Here is a 24680-nt window from a genome sequence, read left to right on the forward strand (position 1 = left end):
CTTCGGCAGCGGCTACCCAAAAGGCCTAACGCATTAGCCGAAAGCCAATTGGCCCCTGTAGCCGCTGCCGAAGGCTGCGATAGGACCGAAGGTCCTCCAGCGGTCGCAAGATCCCTGCGCCCCCTGCGGGGTCGTTCGCAGCCTCGCGGGCTCGGCAGCGGCTACAGGAATCCGTGTTCAGGCGCCTTCCAGCACCTTGGCCATTTCCGCGGTGGCCGCCCAACCCAAGCCGGCATACACCGGCTTGCCCACCTCGGTCGCATGCAGCACGGCGAAGCTCAGCCCGCGCTGGATGAATTCGGCTTCTGCGAGCTTCATCAGGGCCGAGGCCAGCCCCCGGCGCCGGTAGGCGGGTTCGACGTATACGTTGAGCACATAACCGCGCTGGTCCTGGGTCGGATGGGCCGGGTGGGGCGGCCATTCGATGCTCATCAGGCCAATGGCCGCCACCGGTTGCTCGCCGTCCAGCAGGGCAAAGCCGTAGTAGCGGCCATCGGCCAAGCGCTCGCGCAGCCAGGGGCGGAAGTGTTCGGTCATCGCTTGCAGGGCCGCGGGGTCGCCTCCCGCTTCGAGGAACATCGCCTCGCGGTGCCGGCAGACCCGTTCGAGGTCGTCGGCCACCAGCCGGCGCACCGCCAGGCCTGAAAAATCGATACCACCGGGAATCTGCTTCATCGCCTGCACCTCGGCCAAAAAACCTGATGCTAGAAGCGATCAAAGGACGGCGTCAGACACAGAGGGCAGGAAAAATCGGCATACAGCATTGGTCACGCCGGCCCGTGCTGTTGTGGCGCGAAAAATAAAAAGGGCCCACCTCGCGGCAAGCCCTTTGAGTTTTCCCGGGTTGGCCTCAATCCCCCAGCGCGGCCCCTTCACGCCGTGGATCGGCGCCACCGGCCCAGGAGGTTTTACCCTGGGCATCGCGTACCCGCACGATTGCCTGGGTGCCGCTGGTCATGTCGATGTCGGTCACCTCGTGCCCCTTGGCTTTCAGCGCTGCTTTCAACCCTGGGGTGAACTGGCCTTGCTCCAGTTCGGTCGGGCCGTTGCGGCTGCCGAAGTTGGGCAGGCTGATGGCGGCTTGCGGGTCGAGGTTCCAGTCGAGCATGCCGATCACCGACTTGGCCACGTACTCGATGATCTGCGAGCCGCCCGGCGAGCCGACGGTGGCCAGCAGTTCACCACTGTTGCGGTCGAAGACCAGGGTCGGCGCCATGGATGAGCGCGGCCGCTTGCCCGGCTGCACGCGGTTGGCCACCGGCTGGCCGTTCTCTTCGGGAACGAAGGAGAAGTCGGTCATCTGGTTATTGAGCATGAAGCCCTGGACCATCAGGTGCGAGCCGAAGGCGGCTTCCACGGTGGTGGTCATGGACACGGCGCCGCCCTGGTCATCCACCGCCACCACTTGCGAGGTGGAGATGCGCATCGGCGAGCGGTCCGGGGCATAGGCCACCTGGATGCCCTGGGGCTTGCCGGGCTCGGCCTTGACCATGCTGCGTTCGCCGATCAAGGCGGCGCGCTGGGCCAGGTATTGCGGGGCGACCAGGCCGGCGATGGGTACCGGGGCGAAGTCCGAGTCCGCCACGTACAGCGCGCGGTCGGCATAGGCCAGGCGCTCGGCCTCGGCGATCAGGTGCACGGCTTCGGGTGCCGGTTCCAGGCCGGCCGGCAAATCGGTCTTGAGCGGTTTCAACGGCGGCAGCGCATAACGCGGGTCGCGGGCTTCGAGCGCTTGCAGGGTGCCGAGGATCTGCGCCACGGCGATGCCGCCCGACGAAGGCGGCGGCATGCCGCAGACCTGCCAGCGCTTGTAGTCGGTGCACAGCGGTTCGCGCTCCTTGGCGCGGTAGCCTTGCAGGTCGTTGAGCGACAGGCTGCCCGGGTTGGCATGGCCTTGCACCTTGGCGACGATTTCCCGGGCGACCGGGCCTTGGTACAAGGCGTTCGGGCCCTCTTTGGCGATGCGTTCGAGCACGGCGGCCAGCTGCGGGTTTTTCAGCAGGGTGCCGACGGCTTTCGGCGTGCCATCGGCATTGAGGAAGTAGGCGGCCATGTCCGGCGATTTCGCCAGGTATGGGTCGGCGACGATCATGCCGTGCAGGCGCGGGGAGATCGGGAAGCCCTGGTCGGCCAGGCGGATTGCCGGCTCGAACAGCTGCGCCCATGGCAGGCGGCCGTGTTTTTCATGGGCCAGTTCCAGGGCCCGCAGCACGCCAGGGGTGCCCACCGAGCGCCCGCCGATCTGCGCCTGGGGAAACGGCATCGGTTTGCCGTCGGCCTGCAGGAACAGCTTTTCGGTGGCCCCGGCCGGTGCGGTTTCGCGACCGTCATACGTGCGCACTGCCTTGCCGTCCCAGAGCACGATCAAGGCACCGCCGCCGATGCCCGACGACTGCGGCTCCACCAGGGTCAGCACCGCTTGCATGGCAATCGCCGCGTCGATGGCCGAACCGCCCTTGCGCAGCATCTCGCGCCCGGCTTCGGCCGCCAACGGGTTGGCCGCGGCCGCCATATGCCGGTCGGCGTGCTGCACTTGCAGGTCGGTGCGATAGCCCGAGGCGATTTCCGGGGCGGGGGGCAGGGCGGTGTGGGAAGGGGCGGAAGCGTTGCAGGCGGCGAGGCTTAAGGCCACGGCGAGCAGCGAGAAACTGGCAAGCCGGCGGTGACGCGGATTGAGGGTCGAGAACACGCGTTGAACTCCGTTCACTGGGTTAATGAGGTGTCGTCCGTGGGGAGGAATTTACAGCAGCATGGCCCGCCGTGTGAGGAATTGGCGTCGACGACACGGCTCATGACGCCTTCAGCGAAACTGCCTGGGCGTGCCGCCCAGGGTTTTACGCATCAACCGTCGGAGGGCCGTGGCATCGCTGTAGCCGACCTGCTCGGCAATCTGCTCGATGCTCAGCCGACTGTTTTCGATCAGCATGCGCGCCTTGCCCAGCCTCACGCCCTGGATCAGTTTCAGCGGGCTTTGACCGGTGGCGGCCTTGATCCGCCTGGCCAGGGTCCGTTCCGACAGGCCGAACTCGGCCGCCAGTTCGCCCACACTCGGCAGGGCCTGCAATGAGGATTCGATACGGCCCGTGAGGCGGGACACCAATTCATCCCCGCTGCTCATCAACGCGGGGACGATAAAGAACGCCTGGGATTGCCGCCGGTCGATGAGCAAGACCCTGGCCACGGCATCCGCCAGGGATGCCCCGAAGCGCAGGCGCAGCAGGTGAAGCATCAGGTCGGTCTGGGCCAGCGCCGCCCCGGCGGTGATGATCGATTGGTCGGCAATGACCATCCGATGGCTGTCGACCCGGCACTGCGGTTCCAGTTTTTGCAATTGCGGGGCGAGCCACCAGGAGGTGGTCGCTTTCTTGCCGCGCAGCAGCCCCGCGGCTTGCAGCAGAAATACCGCCGAGCAGGAGGCGGCAATGGTTCCCCCCTCGCTTGCCTGTAGCTGCAAGGCACGAATCGCACGCTCGGCGTCCAGTTGCTGCAGGCGGGAGGCCAGCGTGGTGGCGTTGTCCAGGCCCAGGCCGGGCACTATCCATATCGACTCGTCCGGTTCAGGTGAGTCGGGCAGGGCGACTGCCTGCAGGGAAATGCCCTGGCCCAGCGTCACGGGCCCCGGGATGCTGCTGTAGATCCGCCAACGCGGTTCGGCGCAGCCTGTCCGACTGGCGATGGCGGCGGCGCTGGCCAGCACATCCAGCGTCAGGGCGACGCTGGCGCAAAAGGCCCCTGGCAGGACCAGGACGGTGAAATCGTGCATTGTCTGAATAAGCTCGAAACAAGTCTAAATGGACTCTTCTAGGTTCTGGCCAATCGCGGCTCAATACAAGCCTCATTCATTACCAGGAAAGTATTCATGCCCAATATTCTCGTCGACTTGCCGAAGGGGGCTTTGACGGCTGAACAGCGCAGGGCCTTGGTCGATGGCCTCAACCAGGCCGCCGCCGAGGCCGAGCAGATTCCCGCGCAGTTGCAAAAACGGGCGCTGTGCTGGGTGTTGATCAATGAGGTCGAGGCGGGTCACTGGACCTGCGGCGCCGTCGATATGACCTCGCAGATTCTGCCTTGCCGGGCGGTGGTCTATGTCCCGGCCGGGGTGCTGGATGAGTCCGCGAGAGCGGATTATGTCCGGCTGGTGCATCAGGCCTTCGAGCGAGCCAAGCCCGCCGAGGACAAGCGCCAGCTGATGACGTCGGTGATCGTCCAGGATGTGGCGGACGGGACCTGGGGCGCCAATGGCGCGATCTGGCGCTTGCCGCAATTTGCCGCGGCGGCGGGCTTTGCGCACCTTCAGGGAGTGGCGGCGGCGGTTTGAGCGGCAATGGCTTTTGTGCGGGCATAAAAAAACGGCTTACCTTGCGGTAAGCCGTTTTTAGTACTTGGTGGCTACACAGGGACTTGAACCCCGGACCCCAGCATTATGAATGCTATGCTCTAACCAACTGAGCTATGTAGCCAAGTGGCGCGCATTATTCGCGTAGAACGGTAAGGCGTCAAGCGCTTTTTATAAAAAAATTATCTACGCTATCAACCGTTTATCCAATTCCCCCCTCTAGCAACGGCGATGGGCAGCGCTGGAACCAGCGGCTGGCCTGTTCGTAGGCGTGGGCCAGTTGCAGGACGGCGAAGTCGGCCTGGTGTTTGCCGATGATTTGCAGGCCCATGGGCAGGCCGTTTTCATTGAAGCCGGCCTGGACGCTGGCCACCGGGCAGCCGGACAGGGTGCCGGGGATCACCACTTCCATCCAGCGATGGTAGGTGTCCATGGCCACGCCGTTGATGCTGTGGGGCCAGGCCAGGGTCTTGTCGAAGGGGAAGACCTGGGCGCTGGGCAGCAGCAGATAGTCGAACTCCTCGAACAGCCGCAAGATCGCCCGGTACCAGTTGCTGCGTTGTACCGAGGCGGCAAACACTTCGCTGGCCGAGAGCTTCAGGCCGTTTTCCACTTCCCAGCAGGCTTCCGGTTTCAATTGCGCACGCTTTTGCGGGTCGGCGTAGGCCGCGCCCAGGGAGCCGGCGACCATCCAGTGGCGCAAGGTGCGCCAGCTGTCCCACAGTTGCGGCATGGCGAAGTCGGGCTGCGCCGGGTCGATGCGGCAGCCGAGGCTTTCGAAATCGGCAAAGGTCGCTTCGCACAGCGCGAGCACGCCTGGCTCCATCGGCAGGTAGCCGTTGAAATCCCCCAGCCAACCCAGGCGGGTGCCCTTGAAGTCGCGCTGCAGCGCAGCGCTGAAGGCCGCGCCGGTTTCGGCGATCGACAGCGGCGCCCGGGCATCGGCGCCAGCCTGCACCGACAGCAGTAACGCGGTGTCGCGCACGCTGCGGCCCATGGGGCCTTCATAGCCCAGCTGGTCGAAGAACAGGTCGTTGCTGTCGTCGAAGGGCACGCGGCCCTGGGACGGGCGGAAACCGATGATGTTGTTGAACGCCGCCGGGTTGCGCAGCGAACCCATCATGTCGCTGCCGTCGGCCACCGGCACCAGGTGCATGGCCAGGGCCGCGGCGGCGCCACCGCTGCTGCCGCCGGCGGTCTTGCTGGCATCGAAGGCGCAGGCGGTGGCGCCGAATAGCGGGTTGTAGCTTTGCGAGCCGAGGCCGAATTCCGGGGTGTTGCTTTTGCCGATGATGATCGCCCCGGCGGCCTTGATCCGCTCGACCATGATGCCGTCGCGAGTGGGCAGCAAATCCTTGCACAGCGGCGAGCCGAAGGTGGTGCGGATGCCCTGGGTCAGGGACAGGTCCTTGATCGCATGGGGCAGGCCGTGCATCCAGCCGCGGTATTGCCCGCGCGCCAGTTCGGCATCGCGCGCGTCGGCCTGGGCCAGCAGTTGCTCGGCCGGTTGCAGGCTGACCAGGGCATTGACCCTGGGGTTGAACCGCTCGATATGGGCAAGGTAAGTCTGCATCACCTCCCGGCACGAGACGTGGCGCAGGCGGATGCGTTCGGCGAGCTCGTGGGCCTGCAGCAGGACCAGTTCGCTGATGGTATTGGATGTCATGGCAGGGCTGCCCTTAAACGGCTGGAAAAGCGCCCCGCGAGATGGGCGGGGCGGTACGGGTCAACGCATCAGGTTGGTCCACAGGCGGTCGGCCAGGCGGATCGCGCCTTCGCCGCAGGTCTGGCTGAACACCACCTTGGTGCCTTCGGGAATATGCAGTTCCGGTGCGTCCTTGAGGCCGGCGTCGAGGAAGCTTTCCACGCCCTTGACCGGGCTCTGGTGCTTGAGGAAGTTCTGGGTCATCGCGGCGTTTTCAGGCTGGCTGAGGAAGGCGATGAAGGCCTTGGCATTTGCCGGGTTCTTGCTGCCCTTGGGGATGACCATGTTGTCGACCCAGGCCAGCACGCCTTCCTTGGGATAAAGGTATTTCAGGCTGGGTTTCATTTCCCGGGCGCGCATCGACGAGCCGCCCCAGAACATCGACATGTCGATCTCGCCCGAGGCCAGGTTCTCGCGGATCGAGCCGGCCTTGGAGCTGTAGGTCTTGACGAAGGGTTTCTGCGCCTTGAGCAGGTTCAGTACCTGCTGCATCTGCTTGGGGTCCTCGCTGCACAGCGGGATGCCCAGGTACAGGCTGGCCATGTCGATCACATCGCTGACCGAGTCGAACATATTGATCCGCCCCTGGAGCTCGGCCGGCGGCTGGTAGAGCACCTGGTAGCTGTCGGCCGGGCCCTTGTAGCGCTCGCCGTCGAGCACCACGCTGGTGGTGCCCCAGATAAAGGGCACGGAGTAGGCGCCTTCCGGGTCCCAGGTGGGCTTTTTCAGGTTGTCGACGAGGCCGGCGTAGTAAGGCTCCCTGGCCGGGTCGAAGCGCTCCAGCAGCTGTTCCTTGACCAGGATCGGGACGAACTGGTGCGAAGGGATCGCCACGTCATAGCCGGTGCCGCCCTGTTTCAGCTTGGCCAGCAGGGTTTCGTTGGAGTCGTAGGAATCCACCGTGACCTCGATGCCGGTCTGCTGCTGGAACTTGGCGAGAATCTGTGGCGAGAAGTAGCCGCTCCAGCTCACCACATTGAGTTTCTCGGCGGCGTGCACGCCCAGTGGCAGGCTCAGCAGCAATGACGTACCGAGGCTTGCGATCAACTTGCTCATGTCTTTTCCCCAAGGTCAGTGGAAGGTTCAAGCGTGTTTTTTGCCCAGCAGGTAAGAGAGGCTGACGAACAGCACCGAGACGCCCAGGATCAGGGTCGAGACGGCGTTAACGTCGGGTGTCACGCCCATGCGCAACAGGCCGAAAATGAAGATCGGCAAAGTGGTGGTGCCGGCCTGGGAGACCATCATCGAAATCACGAAGTTATCCAGCGAGACGATGAAGGCCAGCATCAGCCCGGAGACGATCCCCGGCGTCAGCAGCGGCAGGGTGACTTTGCGCAAGGTGCGCCACGGGCCCGAGTAGAGGTCGGCCGCGGCCTGCTCCAGGGACAGGTCCATGTCGTTGAGCCGCGCGCGGATCGGCAGGTAGGCGAACGGAATGCAGAACACCGTATGGGCGATGATCAGGTTGCCGTAGCCCAGCGACAGGCCAATGGTGGAGAACAGCGCCAAGGTCGCTACGCCGACCACGATTTCCGGCAGCACCAGCGGCAGCATGATGGCGCCCATGGACAGTTGCAGGCCCTTGAACTTCGCCCCGCGGGAAGTCCCCAGCGCCGCCAGGGTCGCGATAGCGGTGGCGATCATGCTGGCGCACACGGCGATCAGCAGGCTGTTGCCGGCCGCCGAACGCAGCGCCTGGTTGGCGAAGGCAGCGCGGTACCAGTCGAGGCTGAAACCGCTCCAGACCGTGGCCGACTGGTTGGCGTTGAAGGAGAACACCACCAGCACCAGGATCGGCGCGTAGAGGTACAGGTAGAACAGAAAACTGAAGCCGCCGAAGCCAGGAAAGTCCTGGACGCCGAGGCCGTTTCGCTTGAACAGGCGCAGCATCACACACCTCCCAGGGCAACGCGCTGGCGCTGGGCGCGCAGGGCATACAGCGTCAGGACCAGCATCACCGCGGCCATCAGCACCAGCGACAGCGCGGCGCCGAACGGCCAGTTACGCGCATCGCTGAACTGCCGGAAGATCAGGTTGCCGAGCATCATCCGGGTCCCGCCGCCCAGCAGTTCCGGGGCGATCATCGCCCCCAGGCACGGCACGAAGGTGAGGATGGCGCCGGCCAGGATGCCCGGCCTGGCAAGCGGCAGCACCACCTTGCGCAAGGTGCGGATGCGCCCGGCATACAGGTCCTGGGCGGCTTCGAGCAGGCGGGTGTCGATTTTTTCCAGGGTCGCGTAGATCGGCAGCACCACGAAGGGCGCATAGGTGTAGACCAGGCCCAGCAGCACCGCGCCGTCGGTGTAGAGCATTTGCAGCGGCTCGTGGATCAGCCCCAGGCCCATCAGGCTGTTGTTGACCACGCCGCTGCTGCGCAGCAACAGAATCCAGGCGTAGGTGCGGATCAGCAGGTTGGCCCAGAACGGCACGGTGATCAGGAAGATCAGCAGGCCGCGGCGCTGTGGCGGTTGCATGGCCAGCCACACCGCCACCGGGAAACCGATCAGCAGGGTGATGACCGTGGTCAGCCCGGCGATGCCGATGGAGCGCAGGGCAATGACCAGGTAGGAGTCGGCGAAGGCCAGGCTGTCGTCCAGTTGCCGCTCGAACAACAGGGAAATGTAGGCGTCGCCGCTGAAGACCGGGTCGACCCCGCCATAAGGGTTGGCCTGCATCAGCGAGTAGCCGATGACGATCAGGATCGGCACGACCAGAAACAGGGCGATGGCCAGCAGCGCCGGGCTGACGCCGAGGAAGCTGTGCAAGGCCTTGCGCCGTTCCAGGGTGTTGGATAGCGATGATGTGTGCATGACGAACCCTCGTGCTCAATCCAGCAGGACGCTGGCGCTGCCGCGGTCGAACAGCAGGCCGGCCTGGCTGCCCACTGGGAAGCGCTGGCTCTGCTCGACGCTGTTGGGCGTGCGCACCGTCAGGCGCGAGCCGTCGCTGAGGCTGACCTGGTATTGCAGGTCGGTGCCCAGGTAGATCTGCGCTTCGATTCGGCACGCCAGGGCGCCTTCGCTGCCGGGTGGCAGCAGGTGCAGGCGTTCGGGACGCACCGACAGGGCCACGGTGGCGCCGACGCTGACGTCGCTGCAGGGCTGGGCGGGCAACGGATGCCCGGCGGGCCCGGCGAACCAGGCGAGGCCGGCTTCGACGCGGGTCACGCTGGCGTCGATGAAGTTGGTTTCACCGATGAAGTCGGCGACGAAGCGGTTGCGCGGGCGTTCGTAGATATCTTCGGGGCGGCCGACCTGCTGCACCTCGCCTTCCGACAGCACGGCGATGCGGTCGGACATGGTCAGGGCTTCTTCCTGGTCGTGGGTGACGAAGATAAAGGTGATGCCGGTCCTGGCCTGGATGCTTTTCAGTTCTTCGCGCATGGCCTGGCGCAGCTTGAGGTCCAGGGCCGACAGCGGTTCGTCGAGCAGCAGCACCTTGGGGTGGGGCGCCAGGGCGCGGGCCAGGGCCACACGCTGTTGCTGGCCACCGGAGAGTTGCGCCGGCTTGCGTGTGGCGAAGCGTTCCATTTGCACCAGGGCGAGCATTTCCCGCACCCGCTCGGCGATCTGCGCCTTGTCCAGCACCTTGCCCATGGGCTGCGACTCCAGGCCGAAGGCCAGGTTCTCGGCGATGCTCATGTGCGGAAACAGCGCGTAATGCTGGAATACCGTGTTGACCGGGCGCTGGAAGGGCGGGCGATCGGCGATGTTTTCGCCGTAGAGCAGGATCTCGCCCTGGGTCGGAAATTCGAACCCGGCGATCATCCGCAGCAAGGTGGTCTTGCCGCAGCCGGAGGGGCCGAGCAGGGTGAAGAATTCGTTGTCGCGGATGTCCAGGTCGATGCTTTTCAGCGCCACCGGCCCGGTGTGCGGATCGCCATAGACTTTGCGGACGGCGCGGATGGACACAGCCAGCGTTTGCAGCGAATGCAGGGCATTCATGCGTAACCTCCGATTCCCCCATCGCCCGTGGCAAGCGTCTGCAAGACGTCGTGCGGCCAGGCCATGGATATTATTTTTCTGGGCAGGATCGAGATGTGTTCGGGTGTGCGGCGAGCCGGTTTCACGGGCTCTTTATTGTTCTGCTGAAGGCGATTATCAGTGAGGGGTTGCGGGGGCGAAACTTCAATTTTAACATAGCAGCTGTTAAATAATTTAATAGCTAAAGGCGTTCCCCAGCCATGCCCGAGCACCGTTTGCCGCCGCTCAATGCGGTGCGTGCCTTTGATGCCGCCGCCCGCCTGGGCAGCTATGTCGAAGCCTCGAAAGCCCTGCACGTGACCCAGCCGGCGATTGGTCGCCATGTGAAGTTGCTGGAGCAATGGCTGGGCACGCCGCTGTTCGAGCGCACCTCGCGCGGCGTCACCCTGACCCCGGCCGGCGAGAAGTACCACCGCAAGATCGCCGCGGCCCTGCAACTGATCATCGAGGCCGGCAAGGACGTGCAGCCCAAGGCCGCCGAACGCTGGCTGCGGATCATGGTGGTACCGGGCTTCGCCAAGCGCTGGCTGACCCCGAGGCTGGAAGCCATGCGGCATTTGCGCCCGGGGCTCAAGTTCGCCATCGAGCCCAACTCGACCTTTACCGAAGTGGACGCCAAGACCGCCGACCTGGGCATCGCCTATGGCCTGGACGGGCAATACGCCGGCTCGCGGGCAACGCTGATCTGCCCCCGGGTGTTTCCGATCTGCAGCCCGCAATACCTGGCCAGCATCGAGCCTGTCCGCAGGCCCGGCGACCTGGTGAAGCATGAGTTGATCCACTTCGACGACGGCGAGTGGTGGAACATGTGGTTTGCCGCCAACGGCCTGGATATCCACCTCACCAGCGACCTGATCTACGTGAACAACGACCATGCGCTGTCGGTGGCCGAAAGCGGGCAGGGCATCGCCCTGGCCAACGAGGTGCTGGTACGCGACGAACTCAAGGCGGGCAGGCTGGTGCGGGTGCTGGAGGATCAGGTGAAGCTGGAAAGCTATCGGGTGCTGACCCCCTCGGAAGAGCTTTCGGCGGATGTGCAGTGGTTTATCCAGTGGTTGAAAACCGAGCTGGAAGCGGATTTCCCAGAGGCGGTGATCGGCCGGTGAGCGGGAGCTTCGCCAGCGCGTTCACCTGCAACCTTGCGACGGCTGCGGCTACAGCCCAGCGGTTAGCGGCGCCGGCGATCCACACCATTTCGATGCCGATGGTCAGTGCCTGCCCAGATAAATATTCAGGTCGTTAGCAAGCTAAGGGGATAGCCTGGGCGCACCGAAAAGTGGCACATTGGCCAACCTGCGATTGCGCACCCATCTGCTGTACGGAAACTCTCATGGCTATCAGCAACGTTCAGTCCGCCTCCGCGGCGACTTCCGCGCCCCCGCAAAGCAGCCCCCTGGTGCTGCGCATCATCGGCGCGGTGGCGCTGGCGCATTTGATCAATGACCTGATCCAGGCGGTGCTGCCGGCGATCTACCCGATGCTCAAGGACAGCTACGGCCTGACCTTCACCCAGGTCGGCCTGATTACCCTGACCTTCCAGCTCACGGCCTCGCTGCTGCAACCCTGGGTCGGCTATTACACCGACCGCCATCCCAAGCCGTATCTGCTGCCGGTGGGCATGATCTGCACCCTGGTCGGCATTCTGATGATGTCCCAGGTCGGCAGCTTTGCCTTGATCCTGCTGGCGGCGGGGCTGATTGGTGTCGGCTCCTCGACCTTCCACCCGGAAGCTTCGCGGGTGGCGCGGCTGGCCTCCGGCGGGCGTTACGGCCTGGCGCAATCGACCTTCCAGGTCGGCGGCAACGCCGGCACGGCCTTCGGCCCGCTGTTGGCGGCGGCCATCATCATTCCCTTCGGCCAGGGCAATGTGGCCTGGTTCGGCCTGTTGGCGGTCTTCGCCGTGGCGCTGCTTTACGCCATCAGCCGCTGGTACGCCAACCACCTCAAGCTGTTCAAGCTCAAGCAGGGCCAGGCGGCGACGCATGGCCTGTCCAAGGCGCGGGTGCTCAGCGCCCTGGTGGTGCTGGGGCTGCTGGTGTTCTCCAAGTATTTCTACATGGCCAGCCTGACCAGCTACTTCACCTTCTACCTGATCGAGAAGTTCGACCTGTCGGTGGCCAGTTCGCAACTGCACCTGTTCCTGTTCCTCGGCGCGGTCGCGGCCGGGACCTTCTTCGGCGGGCCGATCGGCGACAAGATCGGGCGCAAGGCGGTGATCTGGTTCTCGATCCTCGGCGTGGCGCCGTTCACCTTGCTGCTGCCCCATGTCGACCTGTTCTGGACCAGCGTGCTCAGCGTGGTGATCGGTTTCATCCTGGCGTCGGCGTTCTCGGCCATCGTGGTCTACGCCCAGGAACTGGTGCCGGGCAACGTCGGCATGATCGCCGGGGTGTTCTTCGGCCTGATGTTCGGCTTCGGCGGGATCGGCGCGGCGTTGCTAGGCCACCTGGCGGACATCCACGGCATCGAGTACGTGTATTTCCTGTGCTCGTTCCTGCCGCTGTTGGGCCTGCTGGCGATCTTCCTGCCGCGGACCCGCAAAGCCTGACCGCTAACCCTGGACGAAAGGGCGCCGACAGCGATGTCGGCGCTTTTTTTTGCCCCTGGCAAACACCTTCGCCAAGTCAGATCGGGCAATGCTGCCCGGCCAGCAGGATGCGCCCGAAGCTGCGGTTGGCATCCAGCGGGGTAATCGCCAGCAACTGGTCGAGGCGTATTTCGAGCGGGCCGGCCGCCCCCTCCAGGCAGAAGAATTCCTCGCCGCCGGCGCTGGTGCGGGTGGTTTTGCCGAATGCCTCGAAGGAGCAGCCATCGACCTGTTCGACGAGCAGCCGGTAGCCATGCATGCAGGCGATTTCCAGGTAATCGTGCAGGTCGCAGTCCAGGGGTTTATAGGCGTTCATGGGTTCGTCTTGCTCCGTTGAGAAGGGCGCGCCAGCGCTTCATTGAGACTGCGCTGGCGAGCGGGGCGGTTTATTTGAGGTCGGCCAGGGCCGCACCGAAATTCAGGTGCAGGACCTTGTCGGCGACCACCAGGGCCGGCACCGACTTGACGCCGGCGGCTTCAGCCTCGGCGACTCGGCCGGGCGCCTGGCCGAGGTGGACGATTTCCACTTTGACATTCGGGTCCAGCAGCCCCAGCAGGGTCTGTTCCGTTTCGACGCAAACCGGGCAACCGGCGTGGTAATAACGAGCGTGTGTCATGGGCTGAGCCTCCAATAATAAGTGTCGGATCGATACTGTATCTAGATTTTCACCGGATCTGGCCTTTGTCAATATAGTTTTTATTCGATACTATTTATCGCCTGTATTGATCCGGGAATGCCCCTGTGTTGTTCGATTTGCTTGAAAGGCTTGCCAGCCTGACCCGCGTCTGGTTTCGCGAGCACCCGCTGCTGGCGGATCTCCAGCCGATCCAGTTGAGCGCGCTGCTGTACCTGGCGCGCTGCAACGGCTATTCCAATACACCGCTGGCGGTGGCCGATTACCTGGGCCTGACCAAGGGCACGGTGTCGCAGTCGCTCAAGGCGCTGGAGGCCAAGGGCCTGATCAGCAAAAGCCCGGACGCCCGGGACAAGCGCAGCGTGCACCTGCTGCTGACCGAGCAGGCCAGGACCCTGCTGGCGGCGGTGATGCCGCCGGCGTTCCTCGACCTCGCCGCGCAACGCATGGGCGGCCAAGCCAAGGAGCTGGAGCATTTGCTGGGCGAACTGCTGCGTAACGTGCAGCGCACCCAGGACGTGCCGGGCTTCGGCCTGTGCAAGACTTGCCGCTTCCACCAGCAGGTCGCGGGCGGGCCTTTCTGTGGCTTGACCCAGGAGCCGCTGGCGCCTGCCGACATTGAATTGATCTGCCGGGAACATCAGTTCGCCGATGAAACCATGGAGTAAGGTAATGACCCCCGAACGTATCACCCTCGATGCCCTGTTGACCGGCCGCGCCGTGGCCTACACCCGCCCGGGCTCGATGAGCGCGATCGCCAAGGCCCCGCGCACCGGCAGCCTGGAAGTCGGTCCGCTGGGCCTGCTCGAAGACGAGCAAGGCGACCTGCGGGTGCATGGCGGCACCGAGAAAGCCATTCATCACTATCCCCGCGAGCATTACGCCGCCTGGGCCGCCGAGCTGGGGCCGCACGCCATGCTGGAACAGCCGGGAGCCTTCGGCGAGAACTTCAGCAGCCACGGCTGGACCGAGCGCAACGTCTGCCTGGGCGACCGTGTGCGGGTTGGCAGCGTGTTGCTGGAGGTGTCCCAGGGGCGCATGCCGTGCTGGAAACTCAATGACCGCTTTGCCGTGAAAGACATGGCGCTGCGGGTCCAGCAGAGCGGGCGTACCGGCTGGTATTACCGGGTGCTGGAGGCGGGCCGGGTGAGCGCCGGGGATGCATTGCAGCAGGTCGAGCGACCGTTCGAGCACTGGCCGCTGTCGCGCTTGAGCGCGGTGTTGTTTTCCCGCGACGTGCAGCTGGAGGAGATTCGCTTGTGCCTGGAGCTGCCGCTGGTGCCTTCCTGGCGCCGCACCCTGGAGCGGCGAGTCGAGCAGGCGGCGGTCGAGAGTTGGGATTCGCGCCTGCTGGGCACGCCACGTGTCGACGGCGAGGCCGCGCGCTGAGCGGCCCGTCGCGCGGCCGCCGCGATCAATACGACGCCAGGGTCAGGCGCACCTGGACCATGGCCTGAGGGTCGACCTCCAGCTGTAGCGACACCAGGTTGACGCCCTGGTTTTCCACTTCGTCCAGCCAAGTCAGCAAGTCTTGCAGCGAGCCGCCCAACGTGAGGTTGAGGCGGCCCGATTCTTCGCTGTCCATGCGTTCGATGATCAGGTTGGCCGCGGCCGTGCTGGCGGTGATCAGGCTGGCCAGGGTCCGGCTGTTGGCCTGCGGGCTGCGGGCAGGGTTGGACGAGGGCAACTTGAGCAGATCGGCCTGCAACTGCAACGCCTCCTGGAACTGCTGTTCAGCCTGCTGCAGGGCCTGGCGCTGAGGTGCCCAGAGCAGGGTCCAGAACAGCGTCACGGCCAGGAACAGGGCGAGCAACTGCAAGGCCAGGCGATCGCGGGGCGGTAGCTGCTGCCAGCGGTGCGAGTAGCGATTGAAAAGAGCGTTCATGGTTTATCCGTGATTTTCAGGCGGGCACTGACCCCGTCCGCGGCGAGCACGGCCGAGTCGGCCTGCACGTTCGCGCCCTGCTGCGCGAGGGCTTCGCGCAAGCGTTCGAGGGTGGAGAAGTCCGGCGCGTTGACTTGCAGGGTCCAGCCTTGCGCTTGCTGGAAGTCCAGCCGATGGATCCGCGTGGCGCCGCCGTCGCTGCCGGTCCATTGGCTGGCCAGGTGGTCGAGGCGGCGCGCCAGGCTTTGCTGTGGCTGGCCAACGTGCTGGGCACGGGCCTGGACCTGGCGGGCGAGGTCGATAACCCGCGGCTCGTCGGGGAAACGTTGGCGCCAGAGTTCCAGGCTGGCCTCGGTCACCTGGGCGGTCTTGTGCTGTAGCAGCCAGCGGTGGCCCGCGTCCTGAGCCACTTGAGCGCCGCAGGCGATGCCCAGGATCGCCAGCAACGCCCGCCAGGGCATGCGCGACGGGCTGCGCAGGGCGAATGCGCCCTGGCGCAAATCGATGGCCCGCGCGCTGCCCTGGGCCAACAGCGGCCAGGGTGTGTCCTCGCTGCGTTGCAGGTTGTCGGGCAGCAGCGGGGCCAGCTCTTCGAGGGCCTGGTCGTCGAGCGCCAGGCGCTGCTGGCAGGCCCCGCCGATCAGCCAGCGGTCGTGGCAACGCAGGGCCAGCGCCTGGTTGTCCGGCAGGCAGTCGGCATCGACATGAATGCGTTCGACCGTCAGGCCATGGTGGGCCAGCCGTTCCAGCAGCTGCTCCAGCCACTGCCGTTGCAGGACGAACAGGCGGCAGTGCCGACGCGCCTGCAATGGCCCGCGGGCCAGGTGCAACTGCTCGGGATCGTCCAGCAGCCGTTCTTCCAGCACCGAGTGGATGGCTTGCTGCAACCAGCGGCCGCTGCGTGGCGGTACGTCGAAGCGGTGGTGGCTGGTGATTTCCGCTGGCAGCAGCAGGGTCAGGCGCTGGCCGGCCAGCACCGCCGCCTGTTGCAGCGTGCCGTGCAGCGGCTCGCCGTCGGTTCGCCACCAGGTGACGGGCGAGTCGTCGTCCGCCTTCACTGTGGTGAGGTAAAGCCAGGCTTGCATGGGGTTACTCCAAAAAACGGGAAGGGGCGGCGAGGGTGCGCTGCAGTACGCTGACCTGGCCGTCCGGCTCGATGCGCAGGCGGCTGATCAGGCGCAGTTGGCGCTCGCCCAGTTCGACATCCAGCACCGCCTGGAAATACCGGCTGCTGACATCGAGCCCCTGGCTGTTGATTTCGTGCTGCTTCAACCCGGGAGAGTCGAGAAATTCCTGCACCGTCTTGTAGCCCTCGGCGGGACGCGCCTGTACCAGGGCGACGGCCTGGGCCAGGTCGAGCTTGCCCAGGCTGGCCAGTTGTTCGGCGGGGGCGGTGTTGAGGTTCAGCGCCCCTGGCGTGGTCCTGACCCAGGGCCGCAGGCGTTCCATGACCGCTGTGTCGACAGCTTCCAGGCGCATCAGCTCGCTGCTGTCGTTCCAGGCCAGCGGCTTGCCATCGAAACCACGCACCGGCGGCAGGCGCGTGGGGTCGTGGGGCGGCAGACCGAGCACATGCAGCAGGCGTTGATAGCGTGCGCGGCTGATGCGGTCGTTGGGCGTGCGCAGGGTGCCGAGGTTGAAGCGCGCGCTGAGGTCCTGCAGCTGGATGTGGATGCGCCCGCCGTCGATGTCGAAGGTCGGCGTGTCGAGTGCCCAGCGCTGGCCCAGGTGCACGCGCTTGGGCTCCGGCTCATCGCGCCAGTCGTCGCGCAGTTGGCCGCGGGCCCAGGCTTCGCCGCTGAGCGCCAGTTGCCACAGTTGCCGCTGCAGCATCTGGTTGGAACTGCCGATCAGGCTCAGGCGCTGGCGGGCCAGCATGTCGCTGACGATCAGGGTCGCCAGGGAGGTGATCAACAGCACGCTGATCAGCGCGATGCCCCGTTGTTTGCGCGCCTTAACCATGGTCCAGCCCCTTGAAGCCCGGCAGCAGGATCACCCGCCGCAGGCCGGGATAACCGGGGGCGTCGAGCTCCAGTTCAATGGCCTGGGGCAGGCTCAGCGGTGCCTGGCCGACGGGCCAGTTGGCGTGGGCCTTGCCCTGGTCGTCGATGTAGCGCAGGCGTTCGAGCTGGACGCCATCGAGCAGCATCTGTTGTGCGGCGGTGCCGGACAGGGCGGGGCCGTCCGCCGGGCTGCGGTATTCGCGCAGCCATTGGTTGTCGCTCCAGCGATAGGTGACCAGCAGCAAGTCGTTGCGCGCCTGCTGCAATGGGTTGCTCCAGCCGCCGCGAACCAGCTGGATTCGTCCGGCCTCGCCGATCAGCGCCTGGCGCGCCGAACTGCCGTTGACCGGGTAGGCGATGGCCTGGGCCAGGTCGCGTTCGAAGATGCCCACCGCGCGTTGCAGGCGCCGCAGTTGCAGTTCGTGCTGATGAATCCGCTGGTCGGTGTGGATCATGCGTTCGAGCAGTTGATAGCAGGCCAGGCCGAGCAGGCTGAACAGGGCCATGGCGATCAGCACTTCGAGCAGGGTGAAGCCCTGTTGCCGGCGTTTCATGGGCGGGCCTCCAGGTAGCCCGCCAGGCGCGCGCGTTGGCGCGGCAGGGGCGTATCGGTGGAGACTTCGAGCACGATCTTCAGCAGGCGCGGGTCGGGCGCGGCGGTGGTTTCGCTGGTCAGCAGCCAGTCGCGCCCGGCGAAGCGGATCGGCTCCAGGCGTTGGTTTTGCGCCTGGCGCATGCCGGCGCGCAGTTCGTTCAGGCGGTTGTCCGCCAGCCATTGCGCCAGGGTGCGTTCGCTGAGGCCGCCGTTGTTGCCGATCAGGTGTTCGGTGGCGCTGTAGAGCGACAACGACAGCACGGCGAAGATGGCCAGGGCGACCATCACTTCCAGCAGGGTGAAGCCCGCCTGTTCATTGCACCGGCGCAATACGCACCTCCTCGACACCGTCGCTGGACAGCGACAGCAGCGGCTGCTGGCGATATTCGAGCAGCAGGCGCAAGGGCGAGATCTGGTCGTTGGCCAGCACCCAGAGCTGTGGCTCCTGGCCTTGATCCTGGCCGCGGGGCTCCTGCAGGTTCAGGCGCAGTTCGCCGGGCAGCCGGTGTGGCTTGAAGCGTTTGTTGGCTTGCCATTGGCCGTCGCGGCCGAGGCTCAGCACCGCGTAGCGGTCCGGCTCCAGGCGCAGGCCGTGATTGAGATTGTTCAGCACCGCGTCTTCGCGCAGCAGGCCAATGAGGTGCTGCAGGCGCTCGGCTTCGCGCCGGGCCTTTTGCCCGCCCGAGTCGCTTTGGACCAGCCCCGCAAGGCTGGCCAGCAAGCCGATGATGACCAAGACCACCAACAGCTCCAGCAGGGTGAAACCCGCCATTGGCTTGCGCACTTCAAGGTTCCCAGTTGCCGATATCGGCGTTGGTCCCGTCGCCGCCGTTGCGGCCGTCGGCGCCGAAGGAGTACAGGTCGTAGGCCGAGCCTTCGCGGCCCGGGGCGAGGAACTGGTAAGGGTTGCCCCAGGGGTCTTTGGGCAGGCGCTTGAGGTAGCCGTCGGGGTTCCAGTTGAGGGCCGTCGGCTGGCCCGCCGGCTTTTTCACCAGGGCTTCCAGGCCCTGCTGGGTCGAGGGGTAGTGGTGATTGTCGAGCTTGTAGATTTCCAAAGCGGTGGCCACGGCCTTGATGTCGCTGCGGGCGGCGGTGACCTTGGCCTGGTCCGGACGGCTCATGATCTGCGGGACCACCAGGGCGGCCAGGACCCCGAGAATCACCACGACCACCATGATCTCGATCAGGGTGAAGCCGCGTTGGCGGGAAGGATTGCGCATGTTATGTGCTCCTCAGGTGATGAGTTGGTTGAGGTTGAGGATGGGCATCAGGATCGCCAGGACAATCACCAGCACGCTGGCGCCCATGAACACCAGCATGGCCGGCTCGAACAGCCCGACCAGCATGGCGATGCCGTTGGACAGCTGGGTCTGCTGCTGGTGGGCCGCGCGTTCGAGCATGCTGTCCAGCTCCCCCGAGCGTTCGCCGCTGGCGATCATGTACAGCATCATCGGCGGGAAATCGCCGCTCTGTTCCAGGGCCCGGGTCAGGCCGCTACCTTCGCGCACGGCACGCGCCACGTCTTTCATACGAGTACGAATCTGTTGGTTGGCGACCACTTCGGCGGAGATTTCCAGAGCATCAACAAGTGGCACGCCACTGCGCCCGAGAATCGCCAGGGTGCTGACAAAACGGGTGCTGTTGCTGGCCTGGATGACCCGGCCGATCACTGGCAGGCGCAGCTGGGCCTGGTGCCAGCGCAGGGCCAGGGCGGGCTTGCGCAAGGCCACGCGCAGGCCGGCGGCGAGGCTGCCGAGCATCAGCAGCAGGAACAGGCCGTAGTCCCGGACGAAGTCGCTGGTGGCGATCAGGCCGCGGGTCAGCACCGGCAGTTGCTGGCCGCTGTCGATGAACACCTTGACCACATCCGGCACCACGAAACTGAGCAGGAAGCCGACGATGCCCAAGGCAGCCAGCAGCAGGATGCTCGGGTACAGCATGGCCAGTTGCAGTTGCTGGCGGGCGGCGTGCCGGGCTTCGGTGTAGTCGGCCAGTTGCATCAGCACCTGGGCCAGGTGGCCGGCGCGTTCGCCGGCGGCCACCGTGGCCCGGTACAGGGCGGTGAAGGCGCGCGGGTATTCGCCCATGGCGCGGGCCAGGTCATGGCCTTCCAGCACCCGTGCGCGGATCGCCAGCATCATGCTTTGCTGCGCGCGCTTGCTGCATTGCGCGGCGACGGCGGCCAGCACTTCTTCCAGCGGCAGAGAAGCCTGGACCAGCGTCGCCAACTGGCGGGTCAGCAAGGCCAGTTGCGCCGGGCTGAGGCGCTGGCCGTTGCTCAGCGCCGCGCCGCAGCGGTCCTTTTGCCCGCGGGCCGGCTTGACCTGCAGGGCGATCAGGTTGCGTTCGCGCAGCAGCTGGCGCACCTGCCGGGCGCTGTCGGCTTCCTGCACGCCGCGGGTCTTGCGCCCGGCGTTGCACATGGCGAGGTATTCGTAGGCGGCCATGGTCAGTGCTCCCGGGTGACGCGTAGCAGTTCTTCGACGCTGGTGACGCCTTGCAGCACCTTGTCCCGGCCGTCGGCGAACAGGCTGTGGGCATGCTGGCGCGCGTACTGGGTCAAGGCGGCCTCGCCAGCCCCTTCATGGATCAGCTGGCGCAGCGGCTCGTCGAACAGCACCAGCTCGTAGATGCCTTGGCGGCCGCGATAGCCGCTGTTCTGGCAGGCCGGGCAGCCAACCGGGTGATACAGCAACGGGGCCTGCTGCGGGTCGAGGTTCAAGTGGTGGCAGGCCGCGGCGTCGGCGGGCGCGGCGCGCTTGCAATCGCTGCAGAGCACCCGCACCAGACGCTGGGCGACCACCCCCAGCAGTGAGGTGCACAGCAGGAAGGGCTCGATGCCCATGTCCAGCAGGCGGGTGACGGCGCCGATGGCGCTGTTGGTGTGCAACGTGGACAGCACCAGGTGGCCGGTGAGGGAGGCTTGTACGGCGATGTCGGCGGTTTCCCGGTCACGGATTTCGCCGACCATGACCACGTCCGGGTCCTGGCGCAGGATGGCGCGCAGGCCACGGGCGAAAGTCATGTCGACCTTGGTGTTGACCTGGGTCTGGCCGATGCCGGCCAGGTGGTATTCCACCGGGTCCTCGATGGTCAGGATGTTGCGGGTCTGGTTGTTCAGGCTGCTGAGCCCGGCATACAGCGTGGTGGTCTTGCCGGAGCCGGTGGGGCCGGTGACCAGCAGGATGCCGTGGGGGCGTAGCAGGGCGTCTTCGAGCTTGCCGCGGATCGCCTCGGCCATGCCCAGCCGCCCCAGGTCCAGGCGCCCGGCCTGTTTGTCGAGCAGGCGCATGACCACCCGCTCGCCGTAGGCCGAAGGTAGGGTGGAGACGCGCACGTCCACTTCATGGCCGCCGATGCGCAGGGCGATGCGGCCGTCCTGGGGGATGCGTTTCTCGGCGATGTCGAGCTTGGACATGACCTTGATCCGCGACACCAGCAGGCCCGCCAGTTCGCGGCGCGGGCGCAGCACTTCGCGCAGCAGGCCGTCGACCCGCAGGCGCACGGACAGGTGCTGCTCGAAGGTTTCCAGGTGGATATCCGAAGCCTTGACCTTGACCGCCTCGCCGAGGATCGCGTTGATCAGGCGAATGATCGGCGCATCGTCTTCCTGCTCCAGCAGGTCGGTGATCTGCGGCAGTTGTTCGGCGAGGCTGGCCAGGTCGTCCTGGCCGGCGATCTGGTCGCCCAGGCCTTCGGCCATTTGCATGGCGTCGTCGCGCCCGTCGCGGTATTGCCCGGCCAGCCGCTCGGCGAACTGCTCGGCAGCGAGAATCCGCTGGCCCTGCAGCGGGCCATGGCAACGGCGGACTTCGGCAAGGATTTCCACCGGTGTGTCGGCCCGGCAATACAGCCGCAAGCCGTTTTCCCGGGACTCCAGCAAGACCCCATGACGCTTGGCGAAGCCAAAGGGCAGGCGCGCAACCGGGGTCATCGGCGTGGCTCGCTGGCGCGCATGTCGATGGTCCCCTCCTGCGGGGCGGCATCGAACAGGTGGCGCGAGTCGGCCGGCAGGGCCAGGCCGCTGCGGCTGTCGCCGTTGGCGCGCAGCTGGCGCAGGTCGTTGTATTTACGCTGGCTGATGTTGACGGCATCGGCGCTGCCCCGTACCAGGGTCGGCCGCAGGAAGACCATCAGGTTGGTCTTTTCGGTGACGTCCTTGGTGCTGCTGAACAGCCAGCCGATCAGGGGGATGCTGCCCAGCACCGGCACCTTGCTGACCTGGGTCTTGACGTTGTCCTTGATCAGGCCGCCGAGCACGATGATCTGCCCGTCGTCGGCAAGAATGGTGCTTTTCACCGAGCGCTTGTTGGTGATCACGTCGCTGGTGGTGATGCCGGGTGGGGCGCTGGCCAGCTCCGAGCTTTCCTGCTCGACCTTCAGGCGCAGGGTGTTGCCCTCGTTGATGTGCGGCGTCACCTTGAGGGTCACGCCGACGTCCTGGCGCTCCACGGTGGTGAAGGGGTTGCTGGCGCCGGCGGTGTCGGTGGTGTAGGAGCCGGTCTGGAAGGGCACGTTCTGGCCGACGAGGATTTCCGCCGCTTCGTTGTCCAGGGTCAGCAGGCTCGGGGTGGACAGCAGGTTGTTCTTGGAGTCGCTGGACAGGGCCGTGACCAGCGCGGCGAAGTTGCTGGTACCGATGCCGATGATGGCGCCGTCCGGCAGGGTGATGTTCTTGTCGCTGCCCGAGCCCTTGCTCAGCAACGTACCGATCGACAGGCCGGTGCCGCTGAAGTTGGTGCCGCCGACGACGTTGCCGGCGCGCGCGGCCCATTGCACGCCGAGGGCTTCGTTGATGTCGCCGCTGACTTCGACGATGGCCGCTTCCACCAGCACCTGGGCCCGTGGCTGGTCGAGCTGGGTGATGACTTTGTTGAGCATGCTCAGTTGCGCCGGGTCGGCCATCAGCACCAGGGCATTCTGGCTTTCGTCGGCGCTCACCAGTATCGAGCTGCCGCCCTTGCTTTCGCCGCCCCCGCGGTTGCTGTCTTCCAGGCGCTTGCCGATGCCGTTGAGCAGCTTCGCCAGCTGCTTGGCATCGCTGTGGTGCAGGCGCACCACCCGCGCGCTGTCGTTGGCGTTGCTCGGCACGTCGATGGCCTTGACCAGGTCGGCCATGCGTTGCCGGGCCTGGGCGGAGCCCGCGAGGATCACCCGGTTGCTGCGGGCGTCGCCCACGGCCTTGGCGTCGCTGGGGCCGTTGCCCGTCTGGCTGATGCTTTCGTTCAGGGTGCGGGCCACATCGCTGGCCCAGGCGTGCTTGAGGGCCACGGTGCTGAACGAGCGATTGCCGGCCTGGTCCAGTTCGCTGACCACCTGGCGGATGCGCTCGACGTTGCTGGCGCTGTCGGACACCACCAGCGCGTTGGAGCTGGCCGAAGGCGCGACATAGGCTTCGTCGCTCACCAGTGGGCGGACCACTCCGGAGATTTCCGCAGCGTTGGCGTTACGCAGGTCCAGCACGCGGGTCACGAACTCATCGCCCGATTGTTCGCTGGATTTGGTCTTGGCTTCCACCGCCGGCACGATCAGCACCCGGTCGCCCTGGTCCAGGGCGACGAAACCCTGGCTGCGCAGCACGCTGAGGAACAGCGAGTAGATACCGTCCTTGTCCAGTGCCTTGGACGATTGCACGCTGACCTTGCCTTGCAGGCGGGCATCGACCACCAGGGTCTTGCCGGTGATTTCCCCGACTTCGCTGGCCAGGTCGCGCAGTTCGGCGTCCTGCATGTTCAGCGTCCACAGGCGCTGGGTGGTGAGGGCGGCGTTACCGGGCAGGGCGTTCAGCAGGAGGCCGAGGCTGAGCACGGCGCCGGCAATCTGGGACAGTTTCATAATGGGTTCTCTATCGCTTGCAGAAGGGCCGTGGCTTTTGGGTCGGCGACCTGCGCAGGGGTTGTCTGGGGGCTGAGCAGGCGCAGTTGGCGCCCGGGCAGCAGCAGGTGCTGTTCACGGCCGTTGCGCAGCACCACCACCTGATCGGCGCTGACGCTTTTAAGCAGCGTGCCGTCGGGCAGGCGATCGCCCGGGGAGTAGAAGGCGCGGCTGTCGGCGTACTGGATCAGGGCCCTGGATTGCCCGGGCTGGCTGCCCAGCAGGCTGGCGACCAGGACCAGCGGCAGGCTGGCCTGCGCGCTGTCGAATTCGACCGGCACGGCGCCGAAGACCCGGGCGATGTTGCGATCGTCCAGGGGCGCGGGCAGCAGCTTTTCGGCGCTGATATTGGGGACCGCAGTCGGCAACGGCTGGCCTGCGACCACTTGCCGGTAGGTCCAGCTGTCGAGGCCCAGCCAGGCCAGCCAGAGGCCCAGGGCGACCAGGCTGGCGGGAAGCAGGCCGCGCTGCCCGAGCCCGCGCGGGCGCCATGAGGAGAGGTTCTTCATGGGCGTTTCGGCAGCATGCGTCTGAGCACGCCATGCCCGCGCCATTGGTGGAAGAGCACCGCGGCGATATGGCCGGCCACCAGCAGGGCCAGGGCCAGGCAGCTGTAGTGGTGGAGCTCTTCGAAAACGCTGATGGCGGCCGGGTCCTGCAAGGGTTGCGGGAGCTGCAGGCCGAACAGGTCGATCGGGCGCGACATCATCAGCACGCCGCTGAACAGCGCGGTGCCCAGGGTGATCAGTAAGGCGGCGTGGCCGGTTTGCGCCAGCCTTCGCTCGAGCGCGCTCTGGTGGGCAGGCGCCGGCGGGGCGGGATGACGCACCAGGTAGAACAGCCGCACGACGAACAGCGGCACCAGCACGCTGGTCAGCGAGACATTGATAAAGGCAATGGCCTGCTGGACCGAAGGCGGTGGCTGCAACAGGACGCTGGCATAGCCGCTGATCGTGGCCCACAGCACAACGGCGGCGAACAGCCAGTGCAGCAGCCTGCGCGGTCTTGAGTAATGAGGGTGATTCATGGCGATTCCCAAGGTCCGCAACGCGGTGCCAAGGCACCACGCTGCGGTTG

Annotated in this window: 27 protein-coding genes and 1 tRNA gene; 5 read left to right on the plus strand and 23 right to left on the minus strand. The window is 65.9% G+C overall.

All coding sequences use genetic code 11. The annotated features are described in order from the left end of the window. Positions 1-177: 177 nt before the first annotated feature. The 3 genes from BLV20_RS27720 to BLV20_RS27730 form a co-directional block, all read right to left on the minus strand. Positions 178-675 carry a GNAT family N-acetyltransferase gene (locus BLV20_RS27720; protein WP_092305649.1) on the minus strand — a complete coding sequence of 166 codons (498 nt, stop codon included), beginning with the start codon at positions 673-675 and terminating at the stop codon, positions 178-180. A gap of 175 nt (positions 676-850) precedes the next feature. After that, on the minus strand, positions 851-2689 hold the full coding sequence (gene ggt / locus BLV20_RS27725) for a gamma-glutamyltransferase (RefSeq protein ID WP_092305567.1): 1839 nt from the start codon (positions 2687-2689) through the stop codon (positions 851-853). A gap of 111 nt (positions 2690-2800) precedes the next feature. Further along, positions 2801-3763, minus strand: coding sequence for a GlxA family transcriptional regulator (locus tag BLV20_RS27730; protein ID WP_092305568.1), 963 nt, complete (start codon positions 3761-3763; stop codon positions 2801-2803). A gap of 96 nt (positions 3764-3859) precedes the next feature. Here BLV20_RS27730 and BLV20_RS27735 point away from each other — a divergent pair, with 96 nt between their 5' ends. Next, entirely contained in the window at positions 3860-4318 is a 459-nt protein-coding gene (locus tag BLV20_RS27735) for a tautomerase family protein (RefSeq protein WP_092305569.1), read from the plus strand. Between the two features lie 65 nt (positions 4319-4383). Here BLV20_RS27735 and BLV20_RS27740 read toward each other — a convergent pair. From BLV20_RS27740 to BLV20_RS27765, 6 genes are all read right to left on the minus strand, one after another. After that, positions 4384-4460, minus strand: a tRNA-Met gene (locus tag BLV20_RS27740). Between the two features lie 78 nt (positions 4461-4538). Continuing rightward, entirely contained in the window at positions 4539-6002 is a 1464-nt protein-coding gene (locus BLV20_RS27745) for an amidase (protein ID WP_092305570.1), read from the minus strand. Positions 6003-6062: 60 nt separating this feature from the next. Continuing rightward, positions 6063-7097: an ABC transporter substrate-binding protein gene (locus tag BLV20_RS27750; protein WP_092305571.1), complete on the minus strand. Its 1035-nt coding sequence runs from the start codon at positions 7095-7097 to the stop codon at positions 6063-6065. Between the two features lie 27 nt (positions 7098-7124). Continuing rightward, positions 7125-7934, minus strand: a complete 810-nt coding sequence (locus tag BLV20_RS27755; RefSeq protein WP_175540275.1) for an ABC transporter permease — start codon at positions 7932-7934, stop codon at positions 7125-7127. Beyond that, positions 7931-8851 (minus strand): ABC transporter permease, encoded by a 921-nt coding sequence (locus tag BLV20_RS27760; RefSeq protein WP_092305573.1) that lies wholly within the window; start codon positions 8849-8851, stop codon positions 7931-7933. The genes BLV20_RS27755 and BLV20_RS27760 overlap by 4 nt, the downstream gene beginning before the upstream one ends. Positions 8852-8866: 15 nt before the next feature. Then, the gene (locus tag BLV20_RS27765; RefSeq protein WP_092305574.1) at positions 8867-9985 is read right to left on the minus strand and encodes an ABC transporter ATP-binding protein; all 1119 of its coding nucleotides are present in this window, start codon (positions 9983-9985) and stop codon (positions 8867-8869) included. Positions 9986-10224: 239 nt separating this feature from the next. Between BLV20_RS27765 and BLV20_RS27770 the strand changes: the two genes are divergently transcribed. Beyond that, positions 10225-11130, plus strand: a complete 906-nt coding sequence (locus BLV20_RS27770) for a LysR substrate-binding domain-containing protein (RefSeq protein ID WP_092305575.1) — start codon at positions 10225-10227, stop codon at positions 11128-11130. A 224-nt stretch (positions 11131-11354) separates the two neighbouring features. Then, positions 11355-12572 (plus strand): MFS transporter, encoded by a 1218-nt coding sequence (locus BLV20_RS27775; RefSeq protein ID WP_092305576.1) that lies wholly within the window; start codon positions 11355-11357, stop codon positions 12570-12572. 76 nt (positions 12573-12648) lie between these two features. Here BLV20_RS27775 and BLV20_RS27780 read toward each other — a convergent pair whose 3' ends face one another. Further along, positions 12649-12927 carry a Rho-binding antiterminator gene (locus BLV20_RS27780; RefSeq protein ID WP_092305577.1) on the minus strand — a complete coding sequence of 93 codons (279 nt, stop codon included), beginning with the start codon at positions 12925-12927 and terminating at the stop codon, positions 12649-12651. Between the two features lie 70 nt (positions 12928-12997). After that, positions 12998-13228 (minus strand): thioredoxin domain-containing protein, encoded by a 231-nt coding sequence (locus BLV20_RS27785; RefSeq protein ID WP_092305578.1) that lies wholly within the window; start codon positions 13226-13228, stop codon positions 12998-13000. Positions 13229-13353: 125 nt separating this feature from the next. Here BLV20_RS27785 and BLV20_RS27790 point away from each other — a divergent pair, with 125 nt between their 5' ends. Both BLV20_RS27790 and BLV20_RS27795 read left to right on the plus strand, forming a co-directional pair. After that, positions 13354-13914, plus strand: a complete 561-nt coding sequence (locus tag BLV20_RS27790; protein ID WP_092305579.1) for a MarR family winged helix-turn-helix transcriptional regulator — start codon at positions 13354-13356, stop codon at positions 13912-13914. 4 nt (positions 13915-13918) lie between these two features. Further along, a complete protein-coding gene (locus BLV20_RS27795) occupies positions 13919-14635 on the plus strand; it encodes an MOSC domain-containing protein (protein WP_092305580.1) in 717 nt (238 codons plus the stop codon). Positions 14636-14660: 25 nt separating this feature from the next. On the opposite strand, the gene gspM is transcribed toward BLV20_RS27795, so the two are convergent. From gspM to BLV20_RS27855, 12 genes are read right to left on the minus strand one after another with little or no spacing between them, the layout of a single operon-like run. Then, entirely contained in the window at positions 14661-15131 is a 471-nt protein-coding gene (gene gspM, locus BLV20_RS27800) for a type II secretion system protein GspM (RefSeq protein ID WP_092305581.1), read from the minus strand. Continuing rightward, positions 15128-16216 carry a type II secretion system protein GspL gene (gene gspL / locus BLV20_RS27805; RefSeq protein ID WP_092305582.1) on the minus strand — a complete coding sequence of 363 codons (1089 nt, stop codon included), beginning with the start codon at positions 16214-16216 and terminating at the stop codon, positions 15128-15130. Before gspL ends, gspM begins: the two co-directional genes overlap by 4 nt. A 4-nt stretch (positions 16217-16220) precedes the next feature. Beyond that, positions 16221-17093: a type II secretion system minor pseudopilin GspK gene (gene gspK, locus BLV20_RS27810; RefSeq protein WP_092305583.1), complete on the minus strand. Its 873-nt coding sequence runs from the start codon at positions 17091-17093 to the stop codon at positions 16221-16223. Then, complete coding sequence (gene gspJ / locus BLV20_RS27815) at positions 17086-17688, minus strand: type II secretion system minor pseudopilin GspJ (RefSeq protein ID WP_092305584.1); 603 nt, start codon at positions 17686-17688, stop codon at positions 17086-17088. Before gspJ ends, gspK begins: the two co-directional genes overlap by 8 nt. Then, a complete protein-coding gene (gene gspI / locus BLV20_RS27820) occupies positions 17685-18059 on the minus strand; it encodes a type II secretion system minor pseudopilin GspI (RefSeq protein ID WP_092305585.1) in 375 nt (124 codons plus the stop codon). The genes gspJ and gspI overlap by 4 nt, the downstream gene beginning before the upstream one ends. Then, a complete protein-coding gene (gspH, locus tag BLV20_RS27825) occupies positions 18043-18513 on the minus strand; it encodes a type II secretion system minor pseudopilin GspH (protein WP_092305586.1) in 471 nt (156 codons plus the stop codon). Before gspH ends, gspI begins: the two co-directional genes overlap by 17 nt. A gap of 1 nt (position 18514) precedes the next feature. Next, a complete protein-coding gene (gene gspG, locus BLV20_RS27830; RefSeq protein WP_092305587.1) occupies positions 18515-18949 on the minus strand; it encodes a type II secretion system major pseudopilin GspG in 435 nt (144 codons plus the stop codon). A 12-nt stretch (positions 18950-18961) separates the two neighbouring features. Continuing rightward, positions 18962-20176: a type II secretion system inner membrane protein GspF gene (gene gspF / locus BLV20_RS27835; protein ID WP_092305588.1), complete on the minus strand. Its 1215-nt coding sequence runs from the start codon at positions 20174-20176 to the stop codon at positions 18962-18964. A gap of 2 nt (positions 20177-20178) precedes the next feature. Continuing rightward, positions 20179-21663 carry a type II secretion system ATPase GspE gene (gene gspE, locus BLV20_RS27840; protein WP_092305589.1) on the minus strand — a complete coding sequence of 495 codons (1485 nt, stop codon included), beginning with the start codon at positions 21661-21663 and terminating at the stop codon, positions 20179-20181. Beyond that, positions 21660-23564: a type II secretion system secretin GspD gene (gene gspD, locus BLV20_RS27845; RefSeq protein ID WP_092305590.1), complete on the minus strand. Its 1905-nt coding sequence runs from the start codon at positions 23562-23564 to the stop codon at positions 21660-21662. The genes gspE and gspD overlap by 4 nt, the downstream gene beginning before the upstream one ends. Further along, the gene (locus tag BLV20_RS27850) at positions 23561-24112 is read right to left on the minus strand and encodes a type II secretion system protein N (protein ID WP_092305591.1); all 552 of its coding nucleotides are present in this window, start codon (positions 24110-24112) and stop codon (positions 23561-23563) included. The genes gspD and BLV20_RS27850 overlap by 4 nt, the downstream gene beginning before the upstream one ends. Next, the gene (locus BLV20_RS27855; protein ID WP_092305592.1) at positions 24109-24630 is read right to left on the minus strand and encodes a cytochrome b; all 522 of its coding nucleotides are present in this window, start codon (positions 24628-24630) and stop codon (positions 24109-24111) included. Before BLV20_RS27855 ends, BLV20_RS27850 begins: the two co-directional genes overlap by 4 nt. Positions 24631-24680 lie beyond the last annotated feature (50 nt).

The organism is Pseudomonas sp. NFIX28, assembly GCF_900107395.1.
Lineage (GTDB): Bacteria > Pseudomonadota > Gammaproteobacteria > Pseudomonadales > Pseudomonadaceae > Aquipseudomonas.